The sequence below is a fragment of the Pseudomonas sp. LBUM1672 genome, from assembly GCF_059695655.1.
The window spans coordinates 3,388,692-3,413,246 of record NZ_CP166781.1 but is presented as its reverse complement, the minus strand read 5'-3'; the positions used below and the strand labels follow the sequence as shown (position 1 = coordinate 3,413,246).

General features: G+C 58.5%; 23 protein-coding genes and 1 pseudogene. 5 read left to right on the top strand and 19 right to left on the bottom strand.

The window, feature by feature from the left end:
* Nucleotides 1–98: 98 nt before the first annotated feature.
* Nucleotides 99–1,190, top strand: a complete 1,092-nt coding sequence (locus tag ACA053_RS15490; RefSeq protein ID WP_497392997.1) for an AraC family transcriptional regulator — start codon at nt 99–101, stop codon at nt 1,188–1,190.
* Between the two features lie 26 nt (nt 1,191–1,216).
* Here ACA053_RS15490 and ACA053_RS15485 read toward each other — a convergent pair whose 3' ends face one another.
* From ACA053_RS15485 to ACA053_RS15475, 3 genes are all read right to left on the bottom strand, one after another.
* Nucleotides 1,217–2,023, bottom strand: coding sequence for an MBL fold metallo-hydrolase (locus ACA053_RS15485; RefSeq protein WP_403098587.1), 807 nt, complete (start codon nt 2,021–2,023; stop codon nt 1,217–1,219).
* Between the two features lie 133 nt (nt 2,024–2,156).
* The gene (locus tag ACA053_RS15480; protein ID WP_497392996.1) at nt 2,157–2,411 is read right to left on the bottom strand and encodes a hypothetical protein; all 255 of its coding nucleotides are present in this window, start codon (nt 2,409–2,411) and stop codon (nt 2,157–2,159) included.
* Between the two features lie 41 nt (nt 2,412–2,452).
* Complete coding sequence (locus ACA053_RS15475) at nt 2,453–3,640, bottom strand: thiolase C-terminal domain-containing protein (RefSeq protein ID WP_497392995.1); 1,188 nt, start codon at nt 3,638–3,640, stop codon at nt 2,453–2,455.
* Nucleotides 3,641–3,868: 228 nt separating this feature from the next.
* Between ACA053_RS15475 and ACA053_RS15470 the strand changes: the two genes are divergently transcribed.
* A complete protein-coding gene (locus ACA053_RS15470) occupies nt 3,869–4,627 on the top strand; it encodes an SDR family NAD(P)-dependent oxidoreductase (protein WP_497392994.1) in 759 nt (252 codons plus the stop codon).
* A gap of 199 nt (nt 4,628–4,826) precedes the next feature.
* Nucleotides 4,827–7,472: a winged helix-turn-helix domain-containing protein gene (locus ACA053_RS15465; RefSeq protein WP_497392993.1), complete on the top strand. Its 2,646-nt coding sequence runs from the start codon at nt 4,827–4,829 to the stop codon at nt 7,470–7,472.
* 114 nt (nt 7,473–7,586) lie between these two features.
* On the opposite strand, the gene ACA053_RS15460 is transcribed toward ACA053_RS15465, so the two are convergent.
* From ACA053_RS15460 to ACA053_RS15445, 4 genes are all read right to left on the bottom strand, one after another.
* Complete coding sequence (locus ACA053_RS15460; protein ID WP_497392992.1) at nt 7,587–8,720, bottom strand: saccharopine dehydrogenase family protein; 1,134 nt, start codon at nt 8,718–8,720, stop codon at nt 7,587–7,589.
* 987 nt (nt 8,721–9,707) lie between these two features.
* A complete protein-coding gene (locus tag ACA053_RS15455) occupies nt 9,708–11,144 on the bottom strand; it encodes an IS1182 family transposase (RefSeq protein ID WP_497392991.1) in 1,437 nt (478 codons plus the stop codon).
* A gap of 106 nt (nt 11,145–11,250) precedes the next feature.
* Complete coding sequence (locus ACA053_RS15450; protein WP_497392990.1) at nt 11,251–11,964, bottom strand: NAD(P)H-dependent oxidoreductase; 714 nt, start codon at nt 11,962–11,964, stop codon at nt 11,251–11,253.
* A 391-nt stretch (nt 11,965–12,355) separates the two neighbouring features.
* Nucleotides 12,356–13,192, bottom strand: a complete 837-nt coding sequence (locus tag ACA053_RS15445; RefSeq protein WP_497392989.1) for an NAD(P)H-binding protein — start codon at nt 13,190–13,192, stop codon at nt 12,356–12,358.
* Nucleotides 13,193–13,370: 178 nt separating this feature from the next.
* Between ACA053_RS15445 and ACA053_RS15440 the strand changes: the two genes are divergently transcribed.
* A complete protein-coding gene (locus ACA053_RS15440; protein ID WP_497392988.1) occupies nt 13,371–14,105 on the top strand; it encodes a TetR/AcrR family transcriptional regulator in 735 nt (244 codons plus the stop codon).
* On the opposite strand, the gene ACA053_RS15435 is transcribed toward ACA053_RS15440, so the two are convergent.
* The 8 genes from ACA053_RS15435 to ACA053_RS15400 form a co-directional block, all read right to left on the bottom strand.
* On the bottom strand, nt 14,083–14,367 hold the full coding sequence (locus ACA053_RS15435) for a hypothetical protein (protein ID WP_497311664.1): 285 nt from the start codon (nt 14,365–14,367) through the stop codon (nt 14,083–14,085). The two genes, ACA053_RS15440 and ACA053_RS15435, sit on opposite strands and share 23 nt — an antisense overlap.
* 304 nt (nt 14,368–14,671) lie before the next feature.
* Nucleotides 14,672–14,902, bottom strand: coding sequence for a hypothetical protein (locus ACA053_RS15430; RefSeq protein WP_010460746.1), 231 nt, complete (start codon nt 14,900–14,902; stop codon nt 14,672–14,674).
* 115 nt (nt 14,903–15,017) lie between these two features.
* Nucleotides 15,018–15,239 (bottom strand): hypothetical protein, encoded by a 222-nt coding sequence (locus tag ACA053_RS15425; protein WP_109631885.1) that lies wholly within the window; start codon nt 15,237–15,239, stop codon nt 15,018–15,020.
* Between the two features lie 72 nt (nt 15,240–15,311).
* Entirely contained in the window at nt 15,312–16,352 is a 1,041-nt protein-coding gene (locus ACA053_RS15420) for a DNA topoisomerase IB (RefSeq protein ID WP_497392987.1), read from the bottom strand.
* Between the two features lie 78 nt (nt 16,353–16,430).
* A complete protein-coding gene (gene modC / locus ACA053_RS15415) occupies nt 16,431–17,510 on the bottom strand; it encodes a molybdenum ABC transporter ATP-binding protein (RefSeq protein ID WP_497392986.1) in 1,080 nt (359 codons plus the stop codon).
* Nucleotides 17,511–17,513: 3 nt separating this feature from the next.
* Nucleotides 17,514–18,194 (bottom strand): molybdate ABC transporter permease subunit, encoded by a 681-nt coding sequence (gene modB, locus ACA053_RS15410; protein WP_497392985.1) that lies wholly within the window; start codon nt 18,192–18,194, stop codon nt 17,514–17,516.
* The gene (modA, locus tag ACA053_RS15405) at nt 18,195–18,962 is read right to left on the bottom strand and encodes a molybdate ABC transporter substrate-binding protein (protein ID WP_497392984.1); all 768 of its coding nucleotides are present in this window, start codon (nt 18,960–18,962) and stop codon (nt 18,195–18,197) included.
* Nucleotides 18,963–19,223: 261 nt separating this feature from the next.
* Nucleotides 19,224–20,288 (bottom strand): NAD(P)H-dependent flavin oxidoreductase, encoded by a 1,065-nt coding sequence (locus ACA053_RS15400; protein ID WP_497392983.1) that lies wholly within the window; start codon nt 20,286–20,288, stop codon nt 19,224–19,226.
* Nucleotides 20,289–20,526: 238 nt separating this feature from the next.
* Here ACA053_RS15400 and acuI point away from each other — a divergent pair, with 238 nt between their 5' ends.
* Nucleotides 20,527–21,510, top strand: coding sequence for an acrylyl-CoA reductase (NADPH) (acuI, locus tag ACA053_RS15395; protein ID WP_497392982.1), 984 nt, complete (start codon nt 20,527–20,529; stop codon nt 21,508–21,510).
* Here acuI and ada read toward each other — a convergent pair whose 3' ends face one another.
* The 4 genes and pseudogenes from ada to ACA053_RS15375 form a co-directional block, all read right to left on the bottom strand.
* Complete coding sequence (ada, locus tag ACA053_RS15390; protein WP_497311658.1) at nt 21,511–22,575, bottom strand: bifunctional DNA-binding transcriptional regulator/O6-methylguanine-DNA methyltransferase Ada; 1,065 nt, start codon at nt 22,573–22,575, stop codon at nt 21,511–21,513.
* Nucleotides 22,576–22,662: 87 nt separating this feature from the next.
* Nucleotides 22,663–23,343 (bottom strand): DNA oxidative demethylase AlkB, encoded by a 681-nt coding sequence (gene alkB / locus ACA053_RS15385; RefSeq protein WP_497311657.1) that lies wholly within the window; start codon nt 23,341–23,343, stop codon nt 22,663–22,665.
* Complete coding sequence (locus ACA053_RS15380; RefSeq protein WP_109631869.1) at nt 23,333–24,037, bottom strand: 2OG-Fe(II) oxygenase; 705 nt, start codon at nt 24,035–24,037, stop codon at nt 23,333–23,335. The genes alkB and ACA053_RS15380 overlap by 11 nt, the downstream gene beginning before the upstream one ends.
* Nucleotides 24,034–24,318 (bottom strand): annotated as a pseudogene (locus ACA053_RS15375) (methylated-DNA--[protein]-cysteine S-methyltransferase); the annotation flags it as partial. The pseudogene ACA053_RS15375 and the gene ACA053_RS15380, both read right to left, overlap by 4 nt.
* Between the last annotated feature and the right edge of the window lie 237 nt (nt 24,319–24,555).

Sequence of the window (24,555 nt, the reverse complement as noted above, 5' to 3'; positions counted from 1 at the left end):
CATTAACAAAATTACTGCATACGCAGGTGCCTAAAATGGTCCCGTCAGTCCAGGCAAAAAGCGCTCATTGCCGAGTTGGACAATCAGAGGGGTGTACCGTGACGAACAGCAATGAGTACAACGATGTCATTGAAGTGCATCGGACGCTGAAAGACAGCGTTGCGCCGGTCACGCCAAACCCTGGCTCATCGATCATTGGTGCCTATGCCATTGCGATTGCCGAAGCGCTGGAAAATCAAGGTGCAAGCTCGGATCAGGTGTTCCGCGCCTGTGGAGTGATGTTGCCTGCAACCACTGATCCGATGCTGCGCATCGATAATCAAACGATCGCAAAGCTATATGCCGCGGCTGTACAGGCGACAAAAGATCCGTGTTTCGGCCTGCGGGCCGGTGAAACCTTGCGCCCGGCCAATCTCCATGCGATGGGCTTTGCACTGCTGGCCAGCATTTCGATACGGGATTTCGCGCAACGGCTGAGTTCGCTCTACCGTGTCATTTCGCAGAATGCCAACATCCGGGTGGAGGAACGAAACAACAGGTTCCAGCTCATCACTTCAAGCGTAGCGGGGGCGCACGTGTGCCATGAAACTCATGACGCCTACATCGCCATGATTTTTACGCTTCTGCGGACCATTTCCGGCAACCGCTTCCGTTTGCGGACACTCGAGTTGATCCGGCCTGCCTCTGAAGGTATGGCACAGATCTTTTCCGAGTACTTCCAGTGCGACGTCGAATTCGGTCGGCCCGAGATCGTGATGACAATGGATCTGGACCTGGTGGACAAGCGGCTCCCGGGGGCCAACGAAGAGCTAGCATTGAGCCATGACCGCACGGTGATGGAATATCTTCAGCGAATCGAACGGGGCGATATCGTCAATCGCGTCCGGGCCATTGTCAGCAGTGAATTGTCCTCGCGTGTCCTGAACAAGGATCGTGTGGCTGAGCGGCTGCACATCAGTACTCGCGGCTTGCAACTGAAGCTCGCAGCCAGGGACACCAGTTTTCAGGAAATCCTCGACCATACACGGCGCACCAATGCGCTGGCCTTCATGTCGCGCAGCTCGGTGTCAGTGACCGAGGCTGCCTTTTCCCTGGGTTTTTCCGAAGTCAGCAACTTTACCCGTGCCTTCAAGCGCTGGACCGGTATGGCACCGAGCCAATATCGCCAGAGCCTTGGGTTGGAGCGCTGACAAGGCAGGGCAGAACGCAATCGAGATCAAGTGTCGAAGCCATTGAGCACCTGATACGGGTCGAATGGCACATACCGCGATTGCCGGTCACGCATGACGCTGATCATCGCGACCTCGGGGTCACGCGGCATGATCAACCGGCCACCGCTGGCCACCAGGTGATCCAGTAAACTTTCTTTTTCGTCGATCAGGGATTCAGGGTTGCGGTCGTAGGCGCTGGTCACGCTCAATTGCAGCCATCGCAGCCCTGGTACCAGGTCACCGGCAAAAATCACTGGGCCGCCCGGCATGTCGATCTCCGGCAATAGTTGCCCAGGGGTGTAGCCATCGCTGACATGGAAACGCCAACGAGTGCCGAGCTCCTCGCAGTCGGGCCCTTCGATCAGCGCCAGCCGACCACTGCTTTCCAGTTGCCGCAGTATCTGCGGAACAAACAGCGCCCGGTCCCGCGGGTGGGGTTGGCTTGCCCGTGTCCAATGGCGCTTGCTGGTGAGATAGCGCGCCGCGGGAAACAGCAGGCGAGGTGTCTCGCCTTCCTTGATCAGCGCGCTGAGATCGGCTGGTAATCGAGCGTGCAGATGCGTCAGCAGCACCACATGGATGTCGTGCTCATTCAGGCCATACCGACCCAGGGAATCCAGCAGTCCGGGGCTTCCCGGCTGGCAACGACAGGTGCGTGGCGCAGGGGCGAGCAGGGCGTCGGCACCGGCCATGACGAGGATATTGCGCCCGTCCTGCTGCACCAATAACCCGCGAGAGGCCAGTTCGACCCGGTTGTCATGATCTGGCGTGACCCAGCTGGCCCAGGACTCACGTGGGGTACTGCCGAACATCACACCCCCGTCGAGCTTGCGGCGCTTGCCGTCCAGCGTGGAAATCGTGCAATTCACAATCTGTACCTCTTTAAGCTCATACCGATGGCATTGTCGCTGCGCAATCCCATCGGAAGATGGACACATCTGATGTTCAGGCGCGTTCTTTGGCTTGCATCAAGGGCTTCCAGTGCAGAAAACCGAACAGCAGCGTCAGGACCAGACTTGCTCCCAGCGAGCCCCGGTAGCGCTTGACGTACTTGAACATAACGATCACCTCAAGCAGATGCGCGAGCAACAGCACCGCGGCGATGGTTTTCCAGAATGACCATGCAGCAGGCAGCAAGCCCACGGCACTTGCGACGCCGAGAACATAGACGCCGATGCACAGGAGTTTCAGTAGTGCCATCAAAATGAGTTCCTCTTGGTATCTGCAATTCGACCGTGGTTTCAATACTTCTTGAGAATGTGCACGAATCCGGCACTGCCCAGGCCACCGTTGTGCTGCAACGCGACCCTTGCCCCCGGGACCTGTCGTGCACCTGCCTCGCCACGTAGCTGCCAGGTCAGTTCTGTCAGTTGGGCCAGCCCCGTCGCACCCAACGGGTGACCCTTTGCCAGCAGGCCGCCCGACGGGTTGATCACCCATTGGCCGCCATAGGTACCGCGTCTGGACGCAACAAAGTCATTCAACTCTTCCTGCTTGCACAAGCCCAGTGCGACGTAAGTAGCCAATTCATTGCTCGCAAAACAGTCGTGCAACTCGATGACGTCGACATCCGTCGGACCGATGCCGGCGTCTTCATAAGCCTTGTTGGCCGCAGTTCGGCTTAGTGCCTGAAACATGACATCCATGATGCTGCCTTCAAAGAAGCTGCGCTGGTCACTGCACCAGCCCTGACCGACCAGGCGCACGTCAGAGCGTATGCCATGAGCGCGGGCAAATTCCGGGGTGCAGACAATTACCGCAGCGGCGCCACAGCTCGGTGGGCAGGCGAAGTTTTTGCGCAACCCGCGAAAAATCGGCTTCGTCGCTAGGATCTCTTCGACCGTCAAGGGTGTGCGAAAAATGGCGTTGTCATTATGGGCAGCGTGCTCGCGGGATCTGACGCACACCTCGGCCAAGGTCTCTTCGGTCACGCCCATCTCCAGCATGGCATCGACCTGGGCACCGAACATGCAGACCGCCGGCGGTGTATCGCGCTCCTCGTCACTGAGGTTCATGAGGTTGGCGATGACATCCGAGTGCCGCGCCAGTGGGCTCACCTTTTCGGGAAAGACCATATCAATGGCGCCCGCGGGCATCTGTTCGAACCCAAGCGCCAGTGCGCATTCGACTTGTTGCCCACGAACGGCCTGGACCGCCAGGGCAAACGCCGAAGAGCCACTGGCGCAATTATTGTTGACGTTGAAAATCGGAATGCCGCTGATAGCCACCCGATAGAGCGCCGTCTGTCCCGCGCAGCTATCCCCGTAGACGTAGCCACAGAATGCTTGCTCGATCAGCGCATAGTCGATGCCGGCATCCTTGAGCGCCGCCCGCGTGGCTTGTTCGCCCATGACATCGTAGTTTTGCGACTGACCCGGTTTTCGGAAGGGCACCATGCCTACTCCGGCGATAACAATATCGGTACTCATAGCGACTCCTCCATTTACGTGATGGCCAGTATCCACAATGCTCGACGTTTGTAATTGCACTATAAGCGAGCTGATAACAAGTCGAGTGCGCCGGGACAAATCGACCTTGCGCGGCGCCGTCGTGCTTGGGACAAGACTTGTGCTTGCAAGGACAAGCCCAGAGGCAGGCGGAGGGATAGTTTGGCGGTGAACAATAAAAACCATCTGGCATGAGTGAGGAGATTGACCGTGGAATTTACCGGAAAGGTTGTCATCGTTACGGGCGCCGCCAACGGCATTGGTCGTGCTTCAGCCATTCAGTTTGCCCGCCTGGGTGCGCATCTGGTGCTGGCGGACGTCGATGAACAAGGGTTGCGCGAGACCCTTGAAGTGATTGGCGACAACGCGATCGCTGTTACCACCAACGTCGCCGATGAAGCGGCCTGCCAGGCCATGGTCGACAGAGCGGTCAGCAAATTCGGGCGTGTAGACGTACTGTTCAGCAACGCCGGTATCTGCGGGGTTCGCGGGCGGACAGCCGAAGTCTCCGTGGCCGACTGGCGTCGTGTCATCGATATCAATCTGAACGGCGTTTTCTTCTGCGCCCGGGCGGCGATTCCGGCCATGCTGGCCAACGGCGGCGGGGTTATCATCAACACGGCGTCGGTGGATGGCCTGGTGGGCATGGCGACTCTGCCACACTACACGGCTGCCAAGCATGGCGTCGTCGGACTGACCAAGGCTTGCGCGCTGGAGCATGGACGGCAGAACATTCGCAGCGTCGCCATTGCCCCCGGTTACATCCGCACCGCCATGACCGAAGATAACCTCAGCAAGAACGAGCAGGCCATGTTAGAGGCTATGATTCCCCAAGGTGGCCGTGCAGGCACTCCGGAGGATGTCGCCAACCTGGTGACATGGCTAGCCTCGGACAAGGCCGCTTATATCAATGGGTCGTGCCACACCGTGGACGGCGGGCTGACCGCAGGCTTTGCGCTGCCGGATTGAGTTTGGGGTGTAATCGCGTTCAATAAATGAAGCCGCGTAAGCCGTTCCGGGGCTATCGTCTATACGCAAGACCTTCACCCTTGGAACAACTAGCTGAGTAGGGCATGGATGGCATCAACCATCGATGCCCAGTCTCTTTCACACCGTGCACGGATTGTAGAGAGGCATCGCCAACGTGGATCGCATAGAGCCTGAACTGGTGCTCAAGACAACCCCTCCGCGCAGCCAGAGGGGCGCGCAGTTTCGCGATCGACTGAGCATTGATGCACCCGAACTGGCGGACAAGATGGCGATCAGCGTGCAGGGGCCGGCCGGCTTCGGCAAGACGATGCTGTTGGCGCAGTGGCGACGGGAGTTTTTGTCGCGCGGGGCCGTGGTTGCCTGGCTGACCCTGGATGCGCGTGACGATGGCAGCCGTCTCGCCCTTGGGCTATCGGCGGCCATGGCGTTGGGCAGCGGCCGGCAGTCCTTTACAAGTACCAGCGATGGAACATCCGGCCATGGTCGCGACGAACTGGAAGGGCTGACCCACTGGCTGGCGGAAGTGGCCGACCTCGGCGGCGAGGCGGTAATGATCCTTGATGAGGCGGACACATTGCCGGAGTCCACCGCCCGCCATTGTCTTACTTACCTGATACACAATGCCCCGGCCAACCTGCGCATCATCATGTCTTCGCGTCGTCGCTTGAACCTCAACACCGCTGACCTGGTGGCCAGAGGGCTCTACGTCCGGGTCGCGGTGGATGCCTTGCGATTCCGCGTCGAAGAAACCGTCGCGTTGCTCAGCAACCGTTTCGGAGCACGCATCGACGCTGATCTGTGCCTGCGCCTGCATGAAATCACTGAAGGTTGGCCGCTGGGGTTGCAACTGGCGATTGCGGCGATCGAGAAGAGTGCCCATCTGCAAACCGCCGTCGAGGATCTCTCGGCCTGTTCCGGTGATATCCAGGGTTATTTCGTCGACAGGCTGATCACCCGCCTGTCTGCCGAACAAGTCGATTTCATTACCTCTCTTTCCCTTTTGGAAGTCGTTCACCCTTCACTATGCGCCGCGCTTACCGGCAGTGAGCGGGCAGGGGAAGTGCTGCATGAGTTATGCGCCTCAACGCCTATCTTCGCCGAAGGGGTCGACAGCGATTGGGTTCGCTTCCATCCCTTGGCCAGAGAGTTCTTGCAGAGCCGTTTTCGTGGCTTCCCGCAGGCGCAACGAAAGGACCTCCATGAGCGTGCAGCGAACTGGCTGGAGGCCAATGCTTTTTTCGAGGAGGCAGCGCGGCAATACTTGCAAGCCGGGCAAGCCATCCAAGGCTATTCGATGATCGAACAATGCCTCTACGAGGTCATGTTGCGCGGTCAGTTCAGCCGGGTGCTGGAGTGGATCGAAGAGCTGCCTGCCGAGGAAGTGGAGTCCCGCCCGCGCCTGTCTCTGGCGGCAGCCTGGGCCCTGGCGATGAGCGAGCGTCATGTGGAGGCGGCCAGGTTGATCGCCTGCATCGAACAGGATCCGGCCGCGGATGACGAAACGCGCTGCGAAGCGGCGGCGATAGCGGCCGCTGCCGCCTACTTTGCCGACCAGCCAGACGAATCAATGGCACTGCTGGCTCCGTGGATGGACAAACTGGCGTCCGGTTCGATCAAGTTACAAGCCATCGTTGCCAACCTGGTCGCCCGCATAACGTTGTTCCAGGGCCAACCGGAAAAGGCCCGGCGCATCTTCCAGCGCGCGCCGCATTATGAGTGGACGCCCGGGCTAGATGGCATCCGCGGCTACGGTGAGTGGGTCGTCGGCATGACCTACTTGTACGAAGGACGTATGCCGCCGGCCGAGGCGGCTTTTCGCAAGAGCTTGCTGCGCGCCGAACAGGATATCGGCCGCCGCAGTTCGGTGGCGGTGATGCTGGCCTGTGGGCTGGCCACGGTGCTTCTGGAACGCGGTGAGATCCTTGAGGCCACAACGGTCCTCGCCAATCGATTGGATGTCGTCGAGCGGTTGGCGTCGCCGGATGCCATTGCAATGGGTTTTCTCACGGCAGCACGTCTGGCTGCATTGCAGAGTCAGCCACATCGCAGCCATGACTTGCTGACGGCCTTGTTCGCGCTCGGCGAAGAGCGGGGCATCGCGCGTTTTTGCATGGTTTCGCTGGGTGAGCAAATTCGCCTGCATGCGTTGCATGGCCGAGGCGATTCTTGCCAGTCTCTCTGGCGACGGCTGGATGCGCTGATGCCAAATGTTGCTCGTCAGCAGCACGGCCTGCTGGGGCAGGAGTTGGCTCTGTTAGCCGGGGTGAGTAATGCCTATGCGTATCTCGTTCAGCGCGATTGGCAGGCGATGCTGAGCGTGCTCGCCGTCGCAAACGAGCTTGCCGAGCGTCTGCAGCACGGTCGTGAAATCGTTCAGGTCAAGTTGCTCAAGGCATTGGCGCTCAAGGATTCAGGAGGGGATGGACTGCCTTGTTTGCTGGAAGCGATCAGCCTGGCCGATACCTACGGTCTGCAGCGTATCCTGCAGGACACCCACCCCGATCTCGTCACGTGGGCGCAGAAGGTCCGCCAAAACGATGCTCCGATAGCTGCGGAGGAAACCAACCCGTCCGTTCCGGTTCGCCGGCCGGAGCCTGCTGGCGCAGGCGTTTCTCCCAGCCGACTGCTGACGCCAAAAGAGCGCGAGGTGCTGCAGTTGCTGGCACGCAACCTTACGAACAAGCAGATAGCCCTGGCACTGAATGTCGGTGATGAAACCGTGAAGTGGCATCTGAAAAACCTGTACGGGAAATTTCATGCGGGAACCCGCAGGCATGTGGTGGACCGTGCCTACATGCTGGGTATTCTTGAGTCGACTGGTTGAGCGTGACGTGTCTGGGTTGCCTGATTCAGGCCTGAACACCTGCCGATTCCATCGAAACCTTTACTTGTGCGGATCGCGCCAGCGGGCTGGCGCGACGTTCCGCTATGTTGCTGATCAGAGCTTGGTGACAACGGCGCGAGCCAAACCGCGCTCTTCGCAGAAGCCCAGCAGGTAGCGGTGACCGAATGCCTTGGAGCCCGATGCGAAGCCCACTTTGGCGGTGTCACCGTCGAGCAGTTTGATCACGCCCGCGGCTTGCAAGGCGCCAGTGGCAATGTAAGCAGTAGTACCGAGAACTTCTGCGCGCACGGCCGAGAGCTGACCACGGCCGATTGCTGTGTCGACCGTACGCATTAAAGTCGTGCGCTCGCGTGGTGGCATCGCCGGGGTCGTCGCCTGAACGATGTCTTTGAGTACCTCATCCTGGACATCAATCGGAAGATGCTTGTATTCGGCTTCCCACTTCTTATGCAGCGAATGCACCATCTTCATTGCGTCATTGTCATAGAAACCGACGCAGGAAACGCAGGAACGAACGCGCGGATCATTCTCGAAATAGATCGGCAACGAAGTGCCGCCCCATGGCAAGGCGAACACGGGTTGCATGAAGTGGGGCGAAGGGATCAGGAACGAAGCATCGACCGGGTGTGCCACCAGTTTTTTGTCCCACAGGTAGCAATGCTCGGCGCGGTACATCTCGAAGATCGAAGCCGTGGAGCCGACCGTTACACCAGCACCAACACCGCGTTGGCCACGGCACAATGCCGAGGTTTCAAGCGAGTCGATGCCAGGGTGTTCGAGCGCCAATTCGGCAGCGATCTCAGAGAAGGTATTCATGTAAGCCAGTGATGGCGAAACCAACAAGCCGGCCTGGGCGAAGCGCTCTCCAAACTGATCGCGAACACTACGCACGTACGACTGCTCGCCGGTGGTGTCCAGGTAATGGCAGCCGGCATTAAGCGCCGCTTCGACTGTGGTGAGCCCGAATTTAGCGAACGGCCCTACGGTATTGCACACAACCTTGGCACCCCGGAACGCTTGGGTCAGCGACTCGACCGTATGGTCAACTTCAATGATTTCGTAGGTGGCAGACTCCAGTCGCACCACACGCTGCGCCATCATTTCACGGGTACGCCCGGCATCGCGCGCCACAGCTGTAAACGCAATGTTTTGATCGATCAGCCAATCCATAATGAGCATGCCGGTGTAACCACTGGCGCCATAGACAACGACGGGATGCTTAGCCATTTTTTATTCTCTTGATGTTGTTGGGTATGCGAGAAGGGTGGAGCGATGCACGACAGTTCGCAGAAGCCGAGATTTTCAAGATTTACTTGGCATCTCGGGTGGCTGCATCTCGTCACTGTCGGTGCTGTAACTGCTGTCACTCCGCGCTGTCACTTGAATGTTCAAGTCGTTAATAGAGGCAACGCGATTGATGACACCGCTACCTGCACAGCTCAAAAATAGTGAGTTCGATACCCTTGGCGCCCCCCCACGCCGGGGGGCATTGAACGAACAGAGAGGGTAAGCAATGGATAAGCGAATGACTGCTTCAGGCGAAAGTAGCCTCATTGGGCAATGTTCACCCCATCGCGGTAGTGCGCGAGTGAAACTGATGCAAGGGTCGCTGCGCTATCGACACTCGCCTCCAAATGGACCTGCCGTATTTATCAACGTCTCTGTAAGGACTACGATTTCACGAGTGGCAGATAACGGCCAAAAGCGGTCAATCGGATTAAACTACACCGAAGTCCTGTCAGAGATTATTTACATGCTGATTGAGTGCCAAAGGTGCGGCCAAGGTTACGTTCGAGCAATGCGGGTTCGCTCTACAAAAATTTTGCTGTGGGTGTGCGAAGAGTGTGAGGCAACGTGGACGAGCCAGACTGAGGTGAATGTCTGTAAATTTGAAGATTACGGAACGTTAATGGCCGGCATTGGCCGCAGTTGTTTATGGTCAGAATTGGAGCCACAGTGAAAAGTTAGTTATCGAGTACTTAATGTCAAATGCCCGCTTTGAGTCGTTTGCGGCCTGTCGCGATGGGCAGAAAACGACCCAGGCTGTGTGAAAACGCGCTAAACACCTCGAAAACTGAGAGTCGCGAGGGTTGCCTATGGAATCAGCGGGCGGAAGCGCGAATTAGCTTAGTCAGCTACATAGACGTTTGTAATGCCGATTGGGCCGCGTCAGCGGCCCAATTGGCTACCAACGGGCGAGCCAAGCGGCTGGATTCACGCCCTGATCGCCTCAAGCAGTCCTGCGGTGCCGAAGATGCTCATCATTCGTTTGAGGTTGTAGGCGAGCACATGAAGGCTCATCTCAGTGCTCACCCTCGGAAGGGTTTTGGTCAGGAAGTGGGTACTTCCCATCCAGTACTTGAGCGTTCCAAAAGGATGTTCAACGGTCTGTCGACGAACCCTCATCATCGCTGGATCATGTTCTAGCCGAACTTGCATCGCATCGACTACAGCCTCATGTTCCCAGCGTTTCACACGGCGCTCCTTACCCGTCGTACATTGCTTTTGCATTGAGCAAGACTGGCAGCCCGAGAAGTAGTAACAATGCAATAACATGCCGTCTTCCATCGACGAATGCCGCCGAGTCAGTAACTGCCCCGCCGGGCATCGATACTCGTCCGATGCAGCAAGGTAGATGAAGTCCTGCTTACCAAATCGGCCTTCGGCTTTGCTGCCAGATGTGAGGGGCTTCGGTACGAAGGTAGTGATGCCGGCTTGCTCGCAAGCAAGGATTTCCAGACCTTTGTAATAGCCCCGATCGGCCACCACCGTTAGCGATTCAGCCTCGATTTCTTCACGCGCTTGGTTCGCCATATTGCTCAGTTGCCCACGATCATTACCAACGTTGGTCACCTCGTGGGCAATGATCAGGTGGTGTTTGTCGTCGACAGCTGTTTGTACGTTGTAGCCAACCGTTCCGGTGCCTCGACCGCTCGTGGCCATTGAGCGTGCATCTGGGTCTGTGAGGGAGATCTGCTGGTCTGGACTTTCGTGGAGCTGCGCCTCGATTTCCTTGAGTTTCTGCATCTGCTTTTTCAGTGTTTCTATCTTTTCTTTAAGCCGCTCTGCTTTGGCCTCGGCGACTTCGGGCGTTGCCCGATCCGCCGAATCCATCGCTGCCAGATATCGATCAATGCTCTGCTCGATCTGCAGCATGCGTGCCTTCACCTTGCCCTGGGTGAAGTTACGGTCGCGGTTGTTCACGGCTTTGAATTTGCTGCCGTCGATGGCGATAATTGATTGGGAGAAGAGATTGAGGTTGCGGCAAAGCACTACGAATTGCCGGCAGACACTCCGAATAGCCTTGCCGTTATCCTTGCGAAAGTCGGCGATAGTTTTGAAATCTGGAGCCAAGCGGCCCGTCAGCCACATCAACTCGACGTTACGCTGGGCTTCACGCTCAAGCCGGCGGCTGGACTGAATCCGATTGAGGTAGCCGTAGATATAGATCTTCAGCAAGATCGCAGGATGGTAGGCAGGACGGCCCGTTGCAGCAGGATAAACACCTTCAAACCCAAGTGCACCCAAGTCGAGTTCATCGACGAAAACGTCGACCACGCGCACTGGATTTTCCTCGGCAACGTAATCGTCCAAGCACTCAGGCAGCAACGTGACTTGCGTCCGAGCCTCACCTTCAATGAATCGCTTCATGATCGTCCCCGCCACGATCTCGACGATCAGAAGATTAGACAATCGCAGGCGTTTTCACACAGCCTGGACCCAAAGCGGACATCAACGATGGGCTGTTCGAGCATAGTTAGATGGTCGTAGCGGAAACTGGATGCAATTTTTCGTCAAACTCATTAAGTGAGACGAATGTAACGGTCTGTAGCGTGTCCAGCGATCTCAAGTGCTGACGATACTGCTCCAATAAGTTTGCGCGGGCTTCCAAGGAGATGTACGGCACATTATGCGCCACAAAGGTCGGCAACACAGCCATTCCAGTATACGCCAGCGTGCCACGTAGGATGGGCTTGAGCATATCGTTGAGTTCACCGTGAACGCCGTCCTTGACCAACATGTGAGGTTGACCGCCGATGGTGATGGCAAGCATTGCTTTTTTGCCAGCCAGACCTCCCTGGTCGTAGAAGCGCTTACCGCCGTAGCAAACACCGGAAATAAGTACCCGGTCTATCCAGCCCTTCATGATCGCTGGCATCGAGAACCAATAAATTGGGAAGTTGAAGATCACAAGATCAGCTTTGAGTAACTTGTCCAACTCGTCTTGGATATCGGGTGCAAGCGTGTTCTGCGAGTGATTGTGACGCTGCTCCAAGGCATAGATCAGGTACTCAGGATTGGCGCGGCTGCCAAAGTCGGCGGCGCTGGCGATTGGATTCCATCCCATGGCATACAGGTCAGAAACCTCAACGGAGTGTCCTTGTGCCAGTAGTTCTTGGACCGCGAGATTCTTCATGGCTGCGTTAAACGACTGCGACTCGTTGTGTGCCTGGACAATAAGGATATGCATTGGTCAGCTCTCCAATGAACTTGAGTTGGCTTCCTCGGTAGTCTGTTTCATATCCTACGAGGACTCCCCCCCATGGATGGGGGGCAAAGAGACGATTCAGTCGATCGGCATAGCTCGTGGAAACGACGAAAGCTCATTCCGCAATTCTTTTGGAGTCCTCGATTTTATTGGGTTCCAGGTACTGTAATTTTCGGAGCTGGCGGAAAAATATGAATCATAAATGCATGATTTATAAAGATATGTATGCGGACTTAAAATCCCCCGCTCGTAAGGGCGTGCCGGTTCGATTCCGGCTTCGGGCACCATACATATCAAAGGCCTGCATGAGTTTTCTCATGCAGGCCTTTGTCGTTTCTGCTCCGTGATTTTTTGACAGGCCGTCTCGTCGACCTCAAACCTGTTTCTGCCAGACTCCGGTAGCAGCCGTGCGCCGCACATAATCGCTGAAATCTCGCGCTGGCCGGCCCAGTGCGCGCTGAACGCCATCAGACAGTGGTGTGTTGCGTCCGTCGAGCACCGTCGTGAAGAGATACAGCACCAGGTCGATAAGCTCGGCTGGAAGTTGTGCCTGTTCCAGCGCCTGCCGATAGTCATACGGCGTAACAGCGACGAAGCCGATCTCGAGCCCGGTCCCTTGAGCAATCTCACTGACCGCCTCGGCAAACGTCAGCGCGCGAGGTCCGGTCAATTCATAGAGTTGGCGTGAGTGTCCGGGTTGGGTCAGAGCCTCGACGGCAATTTCTGCAATGTCATCCACATCAACGAAGGGCTCCGCGATATTGCCGACGGGCAGGGCCAGTTCTCCCTGAAGAATCGGTTCCAGAAAATGCGCCTCGCTGAAGTTCTGGAAAAACCAGCTGGCCCGCAGGATCGTCCAGTCGACACCACTGTTCTGAATCACGCGTTCGGCTTCTTCCGCTTCGACCTCGCCGCGTCCGGATAGCAGAACCAGTTTGCCGACACCGCTGTTGATGGCCAAGTCGGTGAACGCCCGGACTGTCTCGACGGCACCCGGAACGGCGAGGTCCGGTTGATAGGAAATGTAAACCGCGTGAACGCCATCAAGCGCTGCATCCCAAGTCGCCCGGTCTTCCCAGTCGAAGGGCGGATTCGCATTGCGCGACCCGAGGCGCACAGGCAACCCCAAGGCTTTGAGCTGTTGAGTGACCCTGCTTCCTGTTTTACCGGTCGCACCGAGAACGAGGAAAGTGTCTTGAGTGGATTTCATCGCGTTCATCTCCATCTTTTTAATGTGAGTGATACTCACGTTAAAAAGATGATAATCCCTCACGTTATTTCGTCAACCAACCTTAGAAAGGAAGCCGACGTACGGACACAACCGCTTGGGGGCATCCGTGGCTAGTGCTAAGGTGAGTGCTTGTCATGTTGTTAACGGAATCACACCAGTGCCAAAGAAAGTCGCCGCCGGGCTTGAGCCATCTGTTTCAGAGCCGAGCCGACGCAATCCCACTCAACAACGCAGTCGTGAGCGGCAGGAGCGGATTCTTGCCGTGGCGACTCAACTGATCGCGACCAAGGGCAGCGACCAGGTCAAGATGAGCGAAATTGCCGAGCGCTCGGAGATCTCGATCGGATCGCTTTATCAGTACTTTCCCGACAAGAGCTCGGTCATTCGCACGCTGGCCGAGCGCTATAACGCTGCCAGCCGTCGTTGTATCGAAGAGTTATTGGTGGCGGTTGAGGATGCCCAAGGGTTGGCGGATGCTTTTTCGAACCTGCTGGATCAGTATTACGAAATCGTTCAGGCCGAGCCCGCGATGCGTGATATCTGGTCAGGCATGCAGGCGGACAAGCAGTTGTTGGCGTTGGAGCTGGAGGAGAGTCGTGTGGCGGGCGGAATACTAGCCGATGCGATGTTGCGGGTTTTTCCAGGTCGCGATGCACAGCGGGTTACGGATTGTGCCTTTCTGATCTGGCAACTCGGTGAAGCGACCATGCGCCTGGCCATTTCTTGTGCGCCCGAAGAGGGGAGGAGGTTGTTTGAAGCGTTCAAGCGCATGTCGCTCGCTGAAATCATGGAGCCCGCGAGCATGAATACGCCCGAGACATCGACAGGACTGGGTCGAGCAAAGTCGACCCAGGTATCGAATCAGCCCTCTAAACAAAAGGCTGGCCAGTAAAACCACGAGGTAATCTTTGCCGCCCGGCCATGGCAGTAAGCCGTTCTACCCAGGCTGCGCGCCAATCATTGGCGGTGTGAGTGACTTTGGCCTTGCGCGCAGCACGGCGTGCTGCATTACGTTCGGCTTTGCGCGCGTCCTTGAACGCGTCGGTGTTTCGGCAGCTTCTGCACTTGACGCGGGTCAATTCGCTGCTTGAGGTGAGATTGCTGCCCTTGTGACCGCAGGCCAGATGCCCGCCAACTTTGAAGTGGGTGACCATGGAACGTCTCCTTCGTGACGTGTGATTGTTTGACCTCCAGCAGTCAGTGACGTTCGCCGGCTGACTGGCGGGCAAAAAAAAGGTCTGCATGCGGGCAGACCAGGGTATTTCTCAAAGGAGTGGTTCACTGTAAGGCGTGTGTTGTGAACATTACGTGAAAAGACGGTCGCAAAAAAAAGCCCGGCGCCAGGCCGGGTGCGGGTGCAACACAAGATAATCAGACAGGCACGAGCACGGTGACGATGAGGTCGCCGTTCATACTCCCTGTATCAGGCCCTTTCTCGAATCGCGCGTCCAGATCGGATCATCTGAACCGCGGAAGAGGGGGATCGACAGGTTTTAACGAAGACAGGGTATTTCGAATCAGTGGCGCGTCTTTCTCGATGTCGTTCAGGCGGTCACGAATTCTGAGGGCTGTCGGGTGCCCTCCTTGATGATCTACCCAGTCGGCAATCTCCTTGCACGCAGCGGCAAGTCGAGCCTGGCGGGAGTCGAGCAGGGTGAGCAGGGTGGTGATGGACTCTTTTTCGGACATGGCAAACACCTCCGTTCAAGAAACCTGGCAAATAGCAGCAAAAAGCCCGCTGTGTGCGAGCTTTCTGCCGATGGGGTCGCCGTTCCTTCAGCTGATTTCAGTATAGACCCGGACTTCAGGCTTGTCGGGCCGTCACTTGTGACTTGGCATTGAGCTGTAGGCATTTACGTTGGGCATCTTCTTCACAATCGTAGTCGTCACCGCAGAAGCCCAAGGTGCGGGTGTCGAAGATTCGATAAAACTCCGCAGCGTCGGGTGGCGGGTGGCCGGCCTCTCCGGCCCGGCGGCCATGAATGATGATCTTGTTGCAACGCTTCACAACGAAAATGTCTTCCATGGCGTCACCGCGGCTGATTCATGTCCACAACAACTATAGAAGTTCCTGGCGATCGTGCAAAAAATGGACGAGTCATTTCGTCGAGTCGGCCGCCTCGATCATCTTCTCCAGATACATGGCGAGCCCGACTTCCTCTGCCCTGAGCCCTTTACGCAGTCTCGGCCGCGGCAGTTGGGCCAAGGCACCGAGCATGAAGCCTTCAACTACCGCCGGGTGGATGTAGCACTTGCGGCACACCGCCGGGGTGTTGCCGAGTTGCCTGGCGACATTCTTGACCATCTCCACCACATGCCGTTTTGCGTCCGATTCGGGTTCCCACTGCAATTCGCGCAGCACCGACAATGCGAGCGCGCTGCCCGCCCAGGTGCGGTAATCCTTGGCCGTGAAGTCAGCACCGGTGAGGGTTTGCAGGTAGGCGTTGACGTCTGAGGAGCTGACGGTATGCCGCTCGCCATTTTCGTCCAGGTACTGAAAGAGGTCTTGCCCGGGAATTTCCAGGCAGCGCTTGATGATTCGCGCCAGGCGCCGGTCCTTCACGGTGATCTGGTGCTCGACCCCACTCTTGCCGCGAAACTGGAACAGGATCGCGCTGCCGTTGACCTCGACGTGACGGCTGCGCAGGGTGGTCAGGCCATAGGAGCGATTTTCCCGGGCGTACTGCGTATTGCCGACGCGGATCAACGTCGCATCGAGCAAAGTAATGACGGTCGCCATGACTTTGTCCCGGCTGAACCCCGGAGCGTCCAGCAGGGTTTCAAGCTGTTTGCGCAGTTTCGGCAGCGCCAGCCCAAAGTCCCGCAGGCGCGAGTATTTGTCGGCATCGCGCACTTCGCGCCAGCGTGCGTGGTATCGGTATTGCTTGCGACCGCGAGCATCACGCCCGGTGGCTTGTAGATGGCCGCGCGGATCGGCGCAGATCCACACATTGGTATAGGCCGGCGGCACGGCGAGGGCATTGATGCGCTTGATTTCGTCTGGATCGGTAATGCGCTGGCCCGCGGGATCGAAATAGCAGAATTTGCCACGCAAGCGCTTGCGGGTGATTCCAGGCTGCGTGTCGTCGACATAATGCAGGTCGGGTGGCAGCACATCGGGCAGCGCGGTATCGGACATGGCGAAAAATCCTTGGCGATCAAGTCAGGGGGCCTGTACAGCCATTGACCGCGCCCGTTCGCCGTGGTGCCGACAGATTTACGCCAGCACTGCCACCGCTTTGATCTGCGCCCAGAGTTGCTGGCCGGGGTGCACGCCCAACTGGTCCCGGGAGTAGCGGGTGATGCGTGCCAGCAGCGGCGTGCCGGCGGCGTTCAATCGGATCAGTACGTGGGCAGCGTTGTCGGCGCCGATTTCACTGATCACCGTCACCGGCAGGCGATTGAGGATGCTGCTGTGCTCGACGCCTTGCAGGCTCAGGCTCACATCACGCGCCTGGACTTTGCAGCGCAAAACCTGACCCGGAGTCATCGGTGCATGCGTCACGCGAATGCTCAGGTTGGTATCGGGCAGTTGCAACGTCAGCAATTGATAGTGGGGGTCGTAGGCGCTGACATGGCCTTCGATCACCACGCCGGCATCGTCGCCCAGCGCCAGGGGTAAGTCGAGACGCGCCAGGGTTTCGCCGATGGGGCCGCTGGCCAGCGCCTTGCCGTCGCTCAGCAGGACGACGTGGTCGGCGAGGCGGGCGACCTCATCTTGCGAGTGGCTGACGTACAACACCGGGATGTCGAGTTCATCGTGCAGGCGTTGCAGGTAAGGCAGGATTTCGTTTTTACGCTGACTGTCCAACGCCGCCAGCGGTTCATCCATGAGCAGGAGTTTGGGGCTGGTGAGCAACGCGCGGGCGATGCCGATTCGCTGCCGTTCACCGCCGGACAGGTGCTGCGGATGGCGGTCCAGCAAATGACCGATGCCCAGCAGTTCAGTGGCATGCGCCATGTCGACCCGGCGTTGTTGCTTAGGGATGCGCTTGAGGCCGAACTCCAGATTGGCGAGCACCGACAGGTGAGGAAACAGGCTCGCTTCCTGAAACACATACCCCAGCGCACGTTTATGCGGAGGTACGAAAATGCCCTTGTCGCTGTCCTGCCAGACTTCGTCGTTGACCCGGATAAAGCCCTGCTCAGCCCGCTCCAGGCCAGCAATACAGCGCAGGCATGTGGTCTTGCCCGAGCCGGAATGACCGTAAAGTGCAGTCACTCCACGGCCGGGCATTTGCAGATCCACCTCCAGGGCGAATCCCGAATAACGCAGTTTCAGACGCATCTGAATCATCGATCAGCTCCAGCCCGCTTTGGTTTTGCGGCTGGAGTAGAGCGCCAGCAACACGGCAAAAGAGAACACCAGCATCGCCCCGGCCAGCCAGTGGGCCTGGGCATACTCCATGGCTTCCACGTGATCGTAGATCTGCACCGAGACCACGCGGGTCTTGTCGGGAATGTTGCCGCCAATCATCAGCACTACGCCGAACTCGCCGACGGTGTGGGCGAAACCGAGAATGGCCGCGGTGATGAAGCCGGGTCGAGCCAGCGGCAGGATCACGCTGAAGAAAGTGTCCCAGGGATTGGCGCGCAAGGTGGCGGCCACTTCCAGCGGGCGAGTGCCGATGGCGGAAAAAGCGTTTTGCAGTGGCTGGACCACGAACGGCATCGAGTACAGCACCGAACCGATCACAAGCCCCGCAAAACTGAAGGTGAGCGTGCCGAGCCCCAGTGACTGGGTGAATTGGCCAACAAAGCCGTTCGGGCCGAGCGCCAGCAACAGATAAAAGCCAATCACTGTGGGCGGCAAGACCAGGGGCAGGGCGACGATCGCCCCGACCGGTCCACGCCACCAGGATTGGGTGCGGGACAGCCATAACGCAATCGGAGTACCGATGATCAGCAGGATAACCGTCGTCAGGGACGCCAGTTTCAAGGTCAGCCAGATGGCGGAAAAGTCGGCACTCGTCAGCGTCATTTAGAGTTGATAACCGTAGGATTTGATAATCGCGGCGGCTTTGGGCCCCTTGAGGTAGTCAACCAGCGCCTTGGCAGCCGGGTTGTCCTTGCCTTTGTTGAGGATCACCGCGTCTTGTTTGATCGGGTCGTGCAGGTCGGCCGGAACAATCCAGGCCGAACCGCCGGTGACTTTGCCGTCTTTGTAGACCTGCGACAAGGCCACGAAGCCCAGCTCAGCATTGCCGGTGGAAACGAACTGATAGGCCTGGGTAATGTTCTGACCTCCAACGATCTTGTCTTTGACTTTGTCGGTCAGGCCCTGCCTGGCCAGCACTTGAGTGGCAGCCAGGCCGTAGGGTGCCGTTTTCGGGTTGGCGATGGAGAGGTGCTTGTACTCGTTCGCTTTCAGCACATCACCCTTGGCATCGACGTAACCTTCCTTGGCTGACCACAACGCCAGTGTGCCGATAGCGTAGGTGAAGCGCGAACCCTTGACGGTGTCGCCTTCAGCCTCAAGTTTTTGCGGGATGGTGTCGTCCGCCGAGAGGAGCACTTCGAACGGTGCGCCATTTTTGATCTGGGTGTAGAACTGACCGGTTGCGCCAAAGGAAGTGACCAGTTTATGCCCGGTGGCTTTCTCGAAATCTGCAGCGATGGCCTGGATCGGCGCGGTGAAGTTGGCGGCGACGGCCACTTGGACTTCGTCCGCCTGGGCGGACCCGAAGGCGAATACGGCGAGCAGGCTTGCGAGGCGGGTGGGGGCAAAACGTGAGGCACGAATGCTCATGAAACGGCTCCGTTATCGGCAAATGCAACGAGGGGATGGAACGCTGTATAGCGGAATATATAGCGAAATGCCTGCCAACGGAATGTGTCGGTACTGAGATTGCGCACGACCTGTTGCCGGTGGCGAGGGGATTTATCCCCGTTGGGCTGCGAGGCGGCCCCAGCGTCCGTTCAAACAGTGAGTTGTCAGGATTGACGACTGCTTCGCAGCCGAACGGGGATAAATCCCCTCGCCACAAGTTAGCTGCTACAACAACGTTCGCTACCGACGAAGCAATTTGGCCAAGCCTTCCTCCGCCAGCCGCCGAGTCAGCTCCGCCGTCCCCATTTCAACCCCCAACGTGAACGCCTGCCCAGCCCAGAGATTGCTGAAGTCCGCCTCACCTTTCGCCCGCAACGGCATCAACGCTCCGCCAGCCAGCGGGAAGGCCGGTGCTTTATCGCTCATGGGCCCGATTTCGCGCATCACCCGATTGAGAATCCCCCGTGCAGGGCGGCCGGTGAAAAGGTTGGTCACCGCAGTCTCGCTTTCCTTGGCCGTGCGCAATGCTTTGTGGTGAGACGCGCTGACCTTGGCTTCCGGCGTGAACAAGTAGGCCGTCCCCACCTGCACCGCCGAAGCGCCCAACAGAAAAGCCGCCGCAACGCCCCGTGCATCGCTGATCCCGCCCGCTGCAATCACCGGCACCTTCACCGCGTCGACGACCTGAGGCACGAGGGCGAATGTGCCTACCTGGCTGCTCAAGTCATCGCTGAGAAACATCCCGCGATGCCCGCCGGCTTCGTAGCCCATGGCGATGATCGCGTCGCAGCCATGCTGCTCCAGCCAGATGGCTTCTTCGACCGTCGTCGCCGAGGAGAGAATTTTCGCCCCGGTGGCTTTTACGCGATCCATCAAGGATTTTTCCGGCAGGCCGAAGTGAAAGCTCACAACTTCGGGGCGAAATTCTTCGAGCACTTCGCAGGCAGCGTGATCGAAAGGTGCGCGATTGGACACCGGGGTAGGCGCCTCTAAATCGACGCCCAGTTCCCGATAGTACGGCTCCAACAAATTCTTCCAGTCCCGGGCACGTTGCTCATCGGCCGCCGGCGTCTGGTGGCAGAAATAGTTGATGTTGAACGGGCGCTGGCTGTGTTGGCGAATCGTCTTCAGCTCTTCGCGCAACTGCTCGATACTCAGCATTGCGGCGGGCATCGAGCCCAGGCCGCCGGCGTTGCTCGCGGCGATGACCATGGCCGAGCCGGTAGCGCCAGCCATGGGCGCCTGGATGATCGGCAGTTCGATGCCGAGCAGGTCAAGGATGCGGGTGTCTGGCCATTGGCTCATTTCAATGATTCTCCGACGGGTAGAACCGGTTTTTTACCAGCAATGGCTGTCGCAGGGCCAGCCGACTTTTGTATCCGGGAGGTTTTCAGGTCTTCCATAAGCGCGGAAAAAAAGCGTAGCCGCACGTCATGGAAACGCTCGGCGCGTTGGCGGTTTGGCTAAAGTCTTGTACGGCGCGATGTTTCTTTGTGGTATTTCAATGGCCCCACCCCCAGATTGACTCCATTGAGAGGCGATGATGTTCAAAGGTATTTTGATCGACAAAGACGACAGCGGTTACCGGGCGACACTGCAAGAGATCAATGACGACCAGCTGCCCGAGGGTGATGTGACGGTACGCGTGGCGTACAGCACGCTGAACTTCAAGGATGGCCTGGCGATCACCGGCAGCAGTCCGGTGGTCAGGAAATTTCCGATGGTGCCAGGGATCGATCTGGCCGGTACGGTCGAAGTCAGTGATCATCCGGACTACAAGGTCGGTGACCAGGTACTGCTCAACGGCTGGGGTGTGGGCGAAGGGCACTGGGGCGGGCTGGCACAAAAGGCACGCCTCCAGGGTGACTGGCTGATTGCGCTACCCAAGGAATTCACCGCGGCCCAGGCCATGGCAATCGGCACCGCCGGTTACACGGCGATGTTGTGCATCCTGGCGCTGGAACACAACGGCGTCACGCCTGAGCAGGGTGAAGTGCTGGTCACCGGGGCCAACGGCGGCGTAGGCAGTTTCGCCATCGCGCTGCTGAGCAAACTCGGCTATCGGGTCGTGGCATCCACGGGCCGCACCTCCGAGAACGATTACCTCAAGCAACTGGGTGCCAGCGAGATCATCGATCGCGCCACGCTGTCCGCGCCGGGTAAACCGTTGGCCAAGGAGCGTTGGGCTGCGGTGATCGACTCCGTCGGTAGTCACACGTTGGCCAACGCTTGCGCCAGCACCAAGGCCAATGGCACGGTCGCCGCTTGCGGTTTGGCGCAAGGCATGGACTTTCCAGCCTCCGTCGCACCGTTCATTTTGCGCGGCGTGACATTGGTCGGAATCAACAGCGTGACCCAACCCAAAGCCAAGCGGATAGAAGCCTGGAATCGTCTGGCCAAGGATCTGGACTTCGCGTTGCTACCGCTGATCAGCCATGAGATCGGCTTGAGCGAAGCCATCGACGCCGCGCCACGCTTGCTCGCCGGGCAATTGCGCGGGCGGGTTGTAGTTGATGTGAATCGCTGATTAGCGAGTCTCGCGTTCCAGCAACTGGCGCTTGCGTTCTACACCCCAGCGATAGCCCGACAGGTTGCCGTCGCTGCGCACCACGCGATGGCACGGAATCGCTACCGCGATACTGTTCGCGCCGCAGGCCTGGGCCACGGCGCGCACGGCTTTGGGCGCGCCGATACGCTGAGCGATATCGGCGTAGCTGGCGGTGCTGCCCGCTGGAATTTCCCGCAGCGCCTGCCAGACCCGCTCCTGAAACGCCGTACCGCGCACGTCCAGCGGCAAGTCCAGGCCAATCGCCGGCGCCTCGATAAAACCGACCACCTTGGCGATCAGCTGTTCGAACGCATGATCGGCGCCAATCAGATTCGCACGGCGAAACTTGTCCTGCAGATCGCAGACCAGTTGATGCGGATCGTCTCCCAACAAAATTGCGCAAACGCCGCGTTCACTTTGTGCCACCAGAATCGCTCCCAGAGAACACTGGCCGACGGCAAAGCGGATATCGTTGTTCTGGCCCGCCGCACGGTAATCACCGGGCGTCATGCCCAGCAACTGATCGGCCGACTCATAGAAGCGACTGTTGGAGTTGAACCCGGCGTCGTACAAGGCGTCGGTGACCGAACCGCCGTCGGCCAGGCGTTCTCGAACCTTGCGTGAACGATGGGCGGTGGCGTAACCCTTGGGTGTGAGGCCGGTCACGGCTTTGAACACGCGATGAAAGTGAAAGCTGCTCAGGCCCGCTACGTCCGCCAGTTCATTTAACGCAGGCAGGTTTTCCGCGGATTCGATGTGCCGGCAGGCGGCCGCTACGGTTGCCGCGTGTTGTGCGGCGACGTCGCTTTGATCCTTTGTGGCTCGTTTGCTCGGACGATATCCCGCCGCCTGGGCCTGCTCGGCGGTGTCGAAAAATTCGACATTCTGCGGTTTCGGCAGGCGAGCGAGGCTGCTGGGACGGCAATAGATTCCGGTGGTTTTCACGGCGTAGACAAACTGCCCGTCGGCGCTGGGATCTCGTGCAACGACGGCGGCCCAGCGAGGATCGTTTTCGGTGGCGATCCTGGTCGAATGAGTTGTCATGGCTTCATGTCCGTTGACTCGTTTCATGCAGATTAACCATCCGGCAACAGCGCTGCACCCCGAGTCTTGCGGTTGAATTCGAGGGTTTCATCCGGCGGTTCGAAAGGTGAAGTTGATCCGTTGTTCGCCCAGGCGCGGGTGATGGCCGTCCTTGATCGGCAGCACTCCGTGATAACGCAAACGATCGACGCCGCCCCAGACCACGATGTCACCATGCAGCAATGGCACGCGTTGGCTTTTATCGCTGCGTTGAAACCCGCCGAACAGGAAGATGGCAGGCAATCCCAATGACACCGAAACAATCGGAGCGGCGTAGGAACCTTCGTCTTTGTCCTGGTGCAATGACATCTTGGCGCCGGGGACATAACGGTTGATCAGGCAGGAATCAGGAATAAAGTCCGCAAATCCCGCTTCCCGGGCCGCCGCTTGTGCCAATTCGAAAAACACGTCGGGCATCGCGGGCCAGGGTTGTCCGGTCTGCGGGTCGTTGCGTGTGTATTTGTAACCGCTGCGATCCGTGGTCCAGCCCCAGGTGCCGCAACTGCTCAACGCCACCGACATGGTGAAACCGCCCGGCGTGGCCATCTGCCGAAAGGGGGCGGCCGTTAGAATCGCTTCCAGTGCCGGCAGCAACTGATCTATCCACTGCAGGGCAAAGCCGCGCAAGACGTAGGATTGTTCGCCGATTTGCTCGCGCCTGGGTTTCTGTTCGGGCTCGGCATCGGCAAACAGATCGAAGGTGGTCGGGATCATGGGGTCATAACGCATCGTGAAAGATGATTCCAAGGGTATGCCGTTTTCCGCTGTGCAGGCGACTCACGCCGTGTCGCATCGTCACCCGGTAATAGCCGCGAACGCCTTTGACCGGACGCTGGCTGACCGCAAAGATCACACCATCGCCTTTCTTCAGGCCGATCACCTGCGGGCGTGACTGCATCCGCGGGCGTTGTTCGGTCAGCACAAACTCGCCGCCGGTAAAATCTTCGTCCGGTTCTGACAGAAGAATCGCCACCTGCAGCGGGAACACGTGTTCGCCGTACAGATCCTGATGCAAGCAGTTGTAGTCCTGCGGGCCATATTGCAGCAATAACGGCGTCGGGCGCTCCTGACCGGCGGCATGGCAGCGTTGCAGGAATGCTTGGTGGCTTTCAGGAAAACGGATCGGCAGGTCCATGCATTCGTACCAGCGATTGGCGATTGGCACGAGACAAGGGTAGAGCGCACTGCGCAGTCGGGCGACCGTGTCCGGCAGCGGGTATTTGAAATACTTGTACTCGCCACGGCCAAAGCCATGACGCGCCATCATCACTTGAGAGCGGAAGGGCGCTGTCTGAGCGTAGAGGGCGCTGATTTCGTTGCACGTCTTTGCACTCAGCAGCGACTTGATGACGGCACAGCCATCCTGATCGAGTTGTTGCTCCAGGGTTGCCCAGTCCAGCGAATCGAAGGTTTGCTCGCTCATCGTGAAACCTCACGGTCCAGCAACTGCCGTTTGCGCTCCAGTCCCCAGCGATAGCCGCCAAGGCTGCCATCCTGGCGCAGCACCCTATGGCACGGCACGACAACGGCGATCGGGTTAGCCCCACAGGCATTCGCCACCGCCCGAAAAGCGCTGGGCTGGCCGAGGCGTTGGGCGATATCCAGGTAGCTGGCGGTTTCGCCGACGGGGATTTGCCGCAGGATTTCCCAGACGCGCCGTTGAAATACGCTGCCGGTCAGGTCCAGCGGCAGATCGAGTGCAATGCGCGGGTCGTCGAGGTGGCGCAGGGTTTGCTCCAAGGCCGGCATCAGACTTTCATCGCGCTGCGAAGTTGGCAATCCAGGGAAACGCCGTGCCAGATCCTGCTCGAGCGTGATCAAGTCGTCACCGAGCAACAACGCGCACAGGCCTTCGGCGCTGAATGCCAGTAACAGGACGCCAAGGCTGGAAGTGCCGCTGATGTAGCGAATCGAGGAAGTAGACATGTTCTGACTCCTTAA

What these genes read in the sequence shown, in the direction of transcription:
- modC (WP_497392986.1), bottom strand. Translation starts at nt 17,510, where the DNA reads ATGATTCAGATGCGTCTGAAACTGCGTTATTCGGGATTCGCCCTGGAG.
- ACA053_RS15450 (WP_497392990.1), bottom strand. Translation starts at nt 11,964, where the DNA reads ATGCATATCCTTATTGTCCAGGCACACAACGAGTCGCAGTCGTTTAAC.
- ACA053_RS15445 (WP_497392989.1), bottom strand. Translation starts at nt 13,192, where the DNA reads ATGAAATCCACTCAAGACACTTTCCTCGTTCTCGGTGCGACCGGTAAA.
- modB (WP_497392985.1), bottom strand. Translation starts at nt 18,194, where the DNA reads ATGACGCTGACGAGTGCCGACTTTTCCGCCATCTGGCTGACCTTGAAA.
- acuI (WP_497392982.1), top strand. Translation starts at nt 20,527, where the DNA reads ATGTTCAAAGGTATTTTGATCGACAAAGACGACAGCGGTTACCGGGCG.
- ACA053_RS15380 (WP_109631869.1), bottom strand. Translation starts at nt 24,037, where the DNA reads ATGAGCGAGCAAACCTTCGATTCGCTGGACTGGGCAACCCTGGAGCAA.
- ACA053_RS15460 (WP_497392992.1), bottom strand. Translation starts at nt 8,720, where the DNA reads ATGGCTAAGCATCCCGTCGTTGTCTATGGCGCCAGTGGTTACACCGGC.
- modA (WP_497392984.1), bottom strand. Translation starts at nt 18,962, where the DNA reads ATGAGCATTCGTGCCTCACGTTTTGCCCCCACCCGCCTCGCAAGCCTG.
- ACA053_RS15425 (WP_109631885.1), bottom strand. Translation starts at nt 15,239, where the DNA reads ATGGAAGACATTTTCGTTGTGAAGCGTTGCAACAAGATCATCATTCAT.
- ACA053_RS15435 (WP_497311664.1), bottom strand. Translation starts at nt 14,367, where the DNA reads ATGGTCACCCACTTCAAAGTTGGCGGGCATCTGGCCTGCGGTCACAAG.
- ACA053_RS15420 (WP_497392987.1), bottom strand. Translation starts at nt 16,352, where the DNA reads ATGTCCGATACCGCGCTGCCCGATGTGCTGCCACCCGACCTGCATTAT.
- alkB (WP_497311657.1), bottom strand. Translation starts at nt 23,343, where the DNA reads ATGCGTTATGACCCCATGATCCCGACCACCTTCGATCTGTTTGCCGAT.
- ACA053_RS15455 (WP_497392991.1), bottom strand. Translation starts at nt 11,144, where the DNA reads ATGAAGCGATTCATTGAAGGTGAGGCTCGGACGCAAGTCACGTTGCTG.
- ACA053_RS15480 (WP_497392996.1), bottom strand. Translation starts at nt 2,411, where the DNA reads ATGGCACTACTGAAACTCCTGTGCATCGGCGTCTATGTTCTCGGCGTC.
- ACA053_RS15475 (WP_497392995.1), bottom strand. Translation starts at nt 3,640, where the DNA reads ATGAGTACCGATATTGTTATCGCCGGAGTAGGCATGGTGCCCTTCCGA.
- ACA053_RS15400 (WP_497392983.1), bottom strand. Translation starts at nt 20,288, where the DNA reads ATGAGCCAATGGCCAGACACCCGCATCCTTGACCTGCTCGGCATCGAA.
- ada (WP_497311658.1), bottom strand. Translation starts at nt 22,575, where the DNA reads ATGACAACTCATTCGACCAGGATCGCCACCGAAAACGATCCTCGCTGG.
- ACA053_RS15485 (WP_403098587.1), bottom strand. Translation starts at nt 2,023, where the DNA reads ATGTTCGGCAGTACCCCACGTGAGTCCTGGGCCAGCTGGGTCACGCCA.
- ACA053_RS15430 (WP_010460746.1), bottom strand. Translation starts at nt 14,902, where the DNA reads ATGTCCGAAAAAGAGTCCATCACCACCCTGCTCACCCTGCTCGACTCC.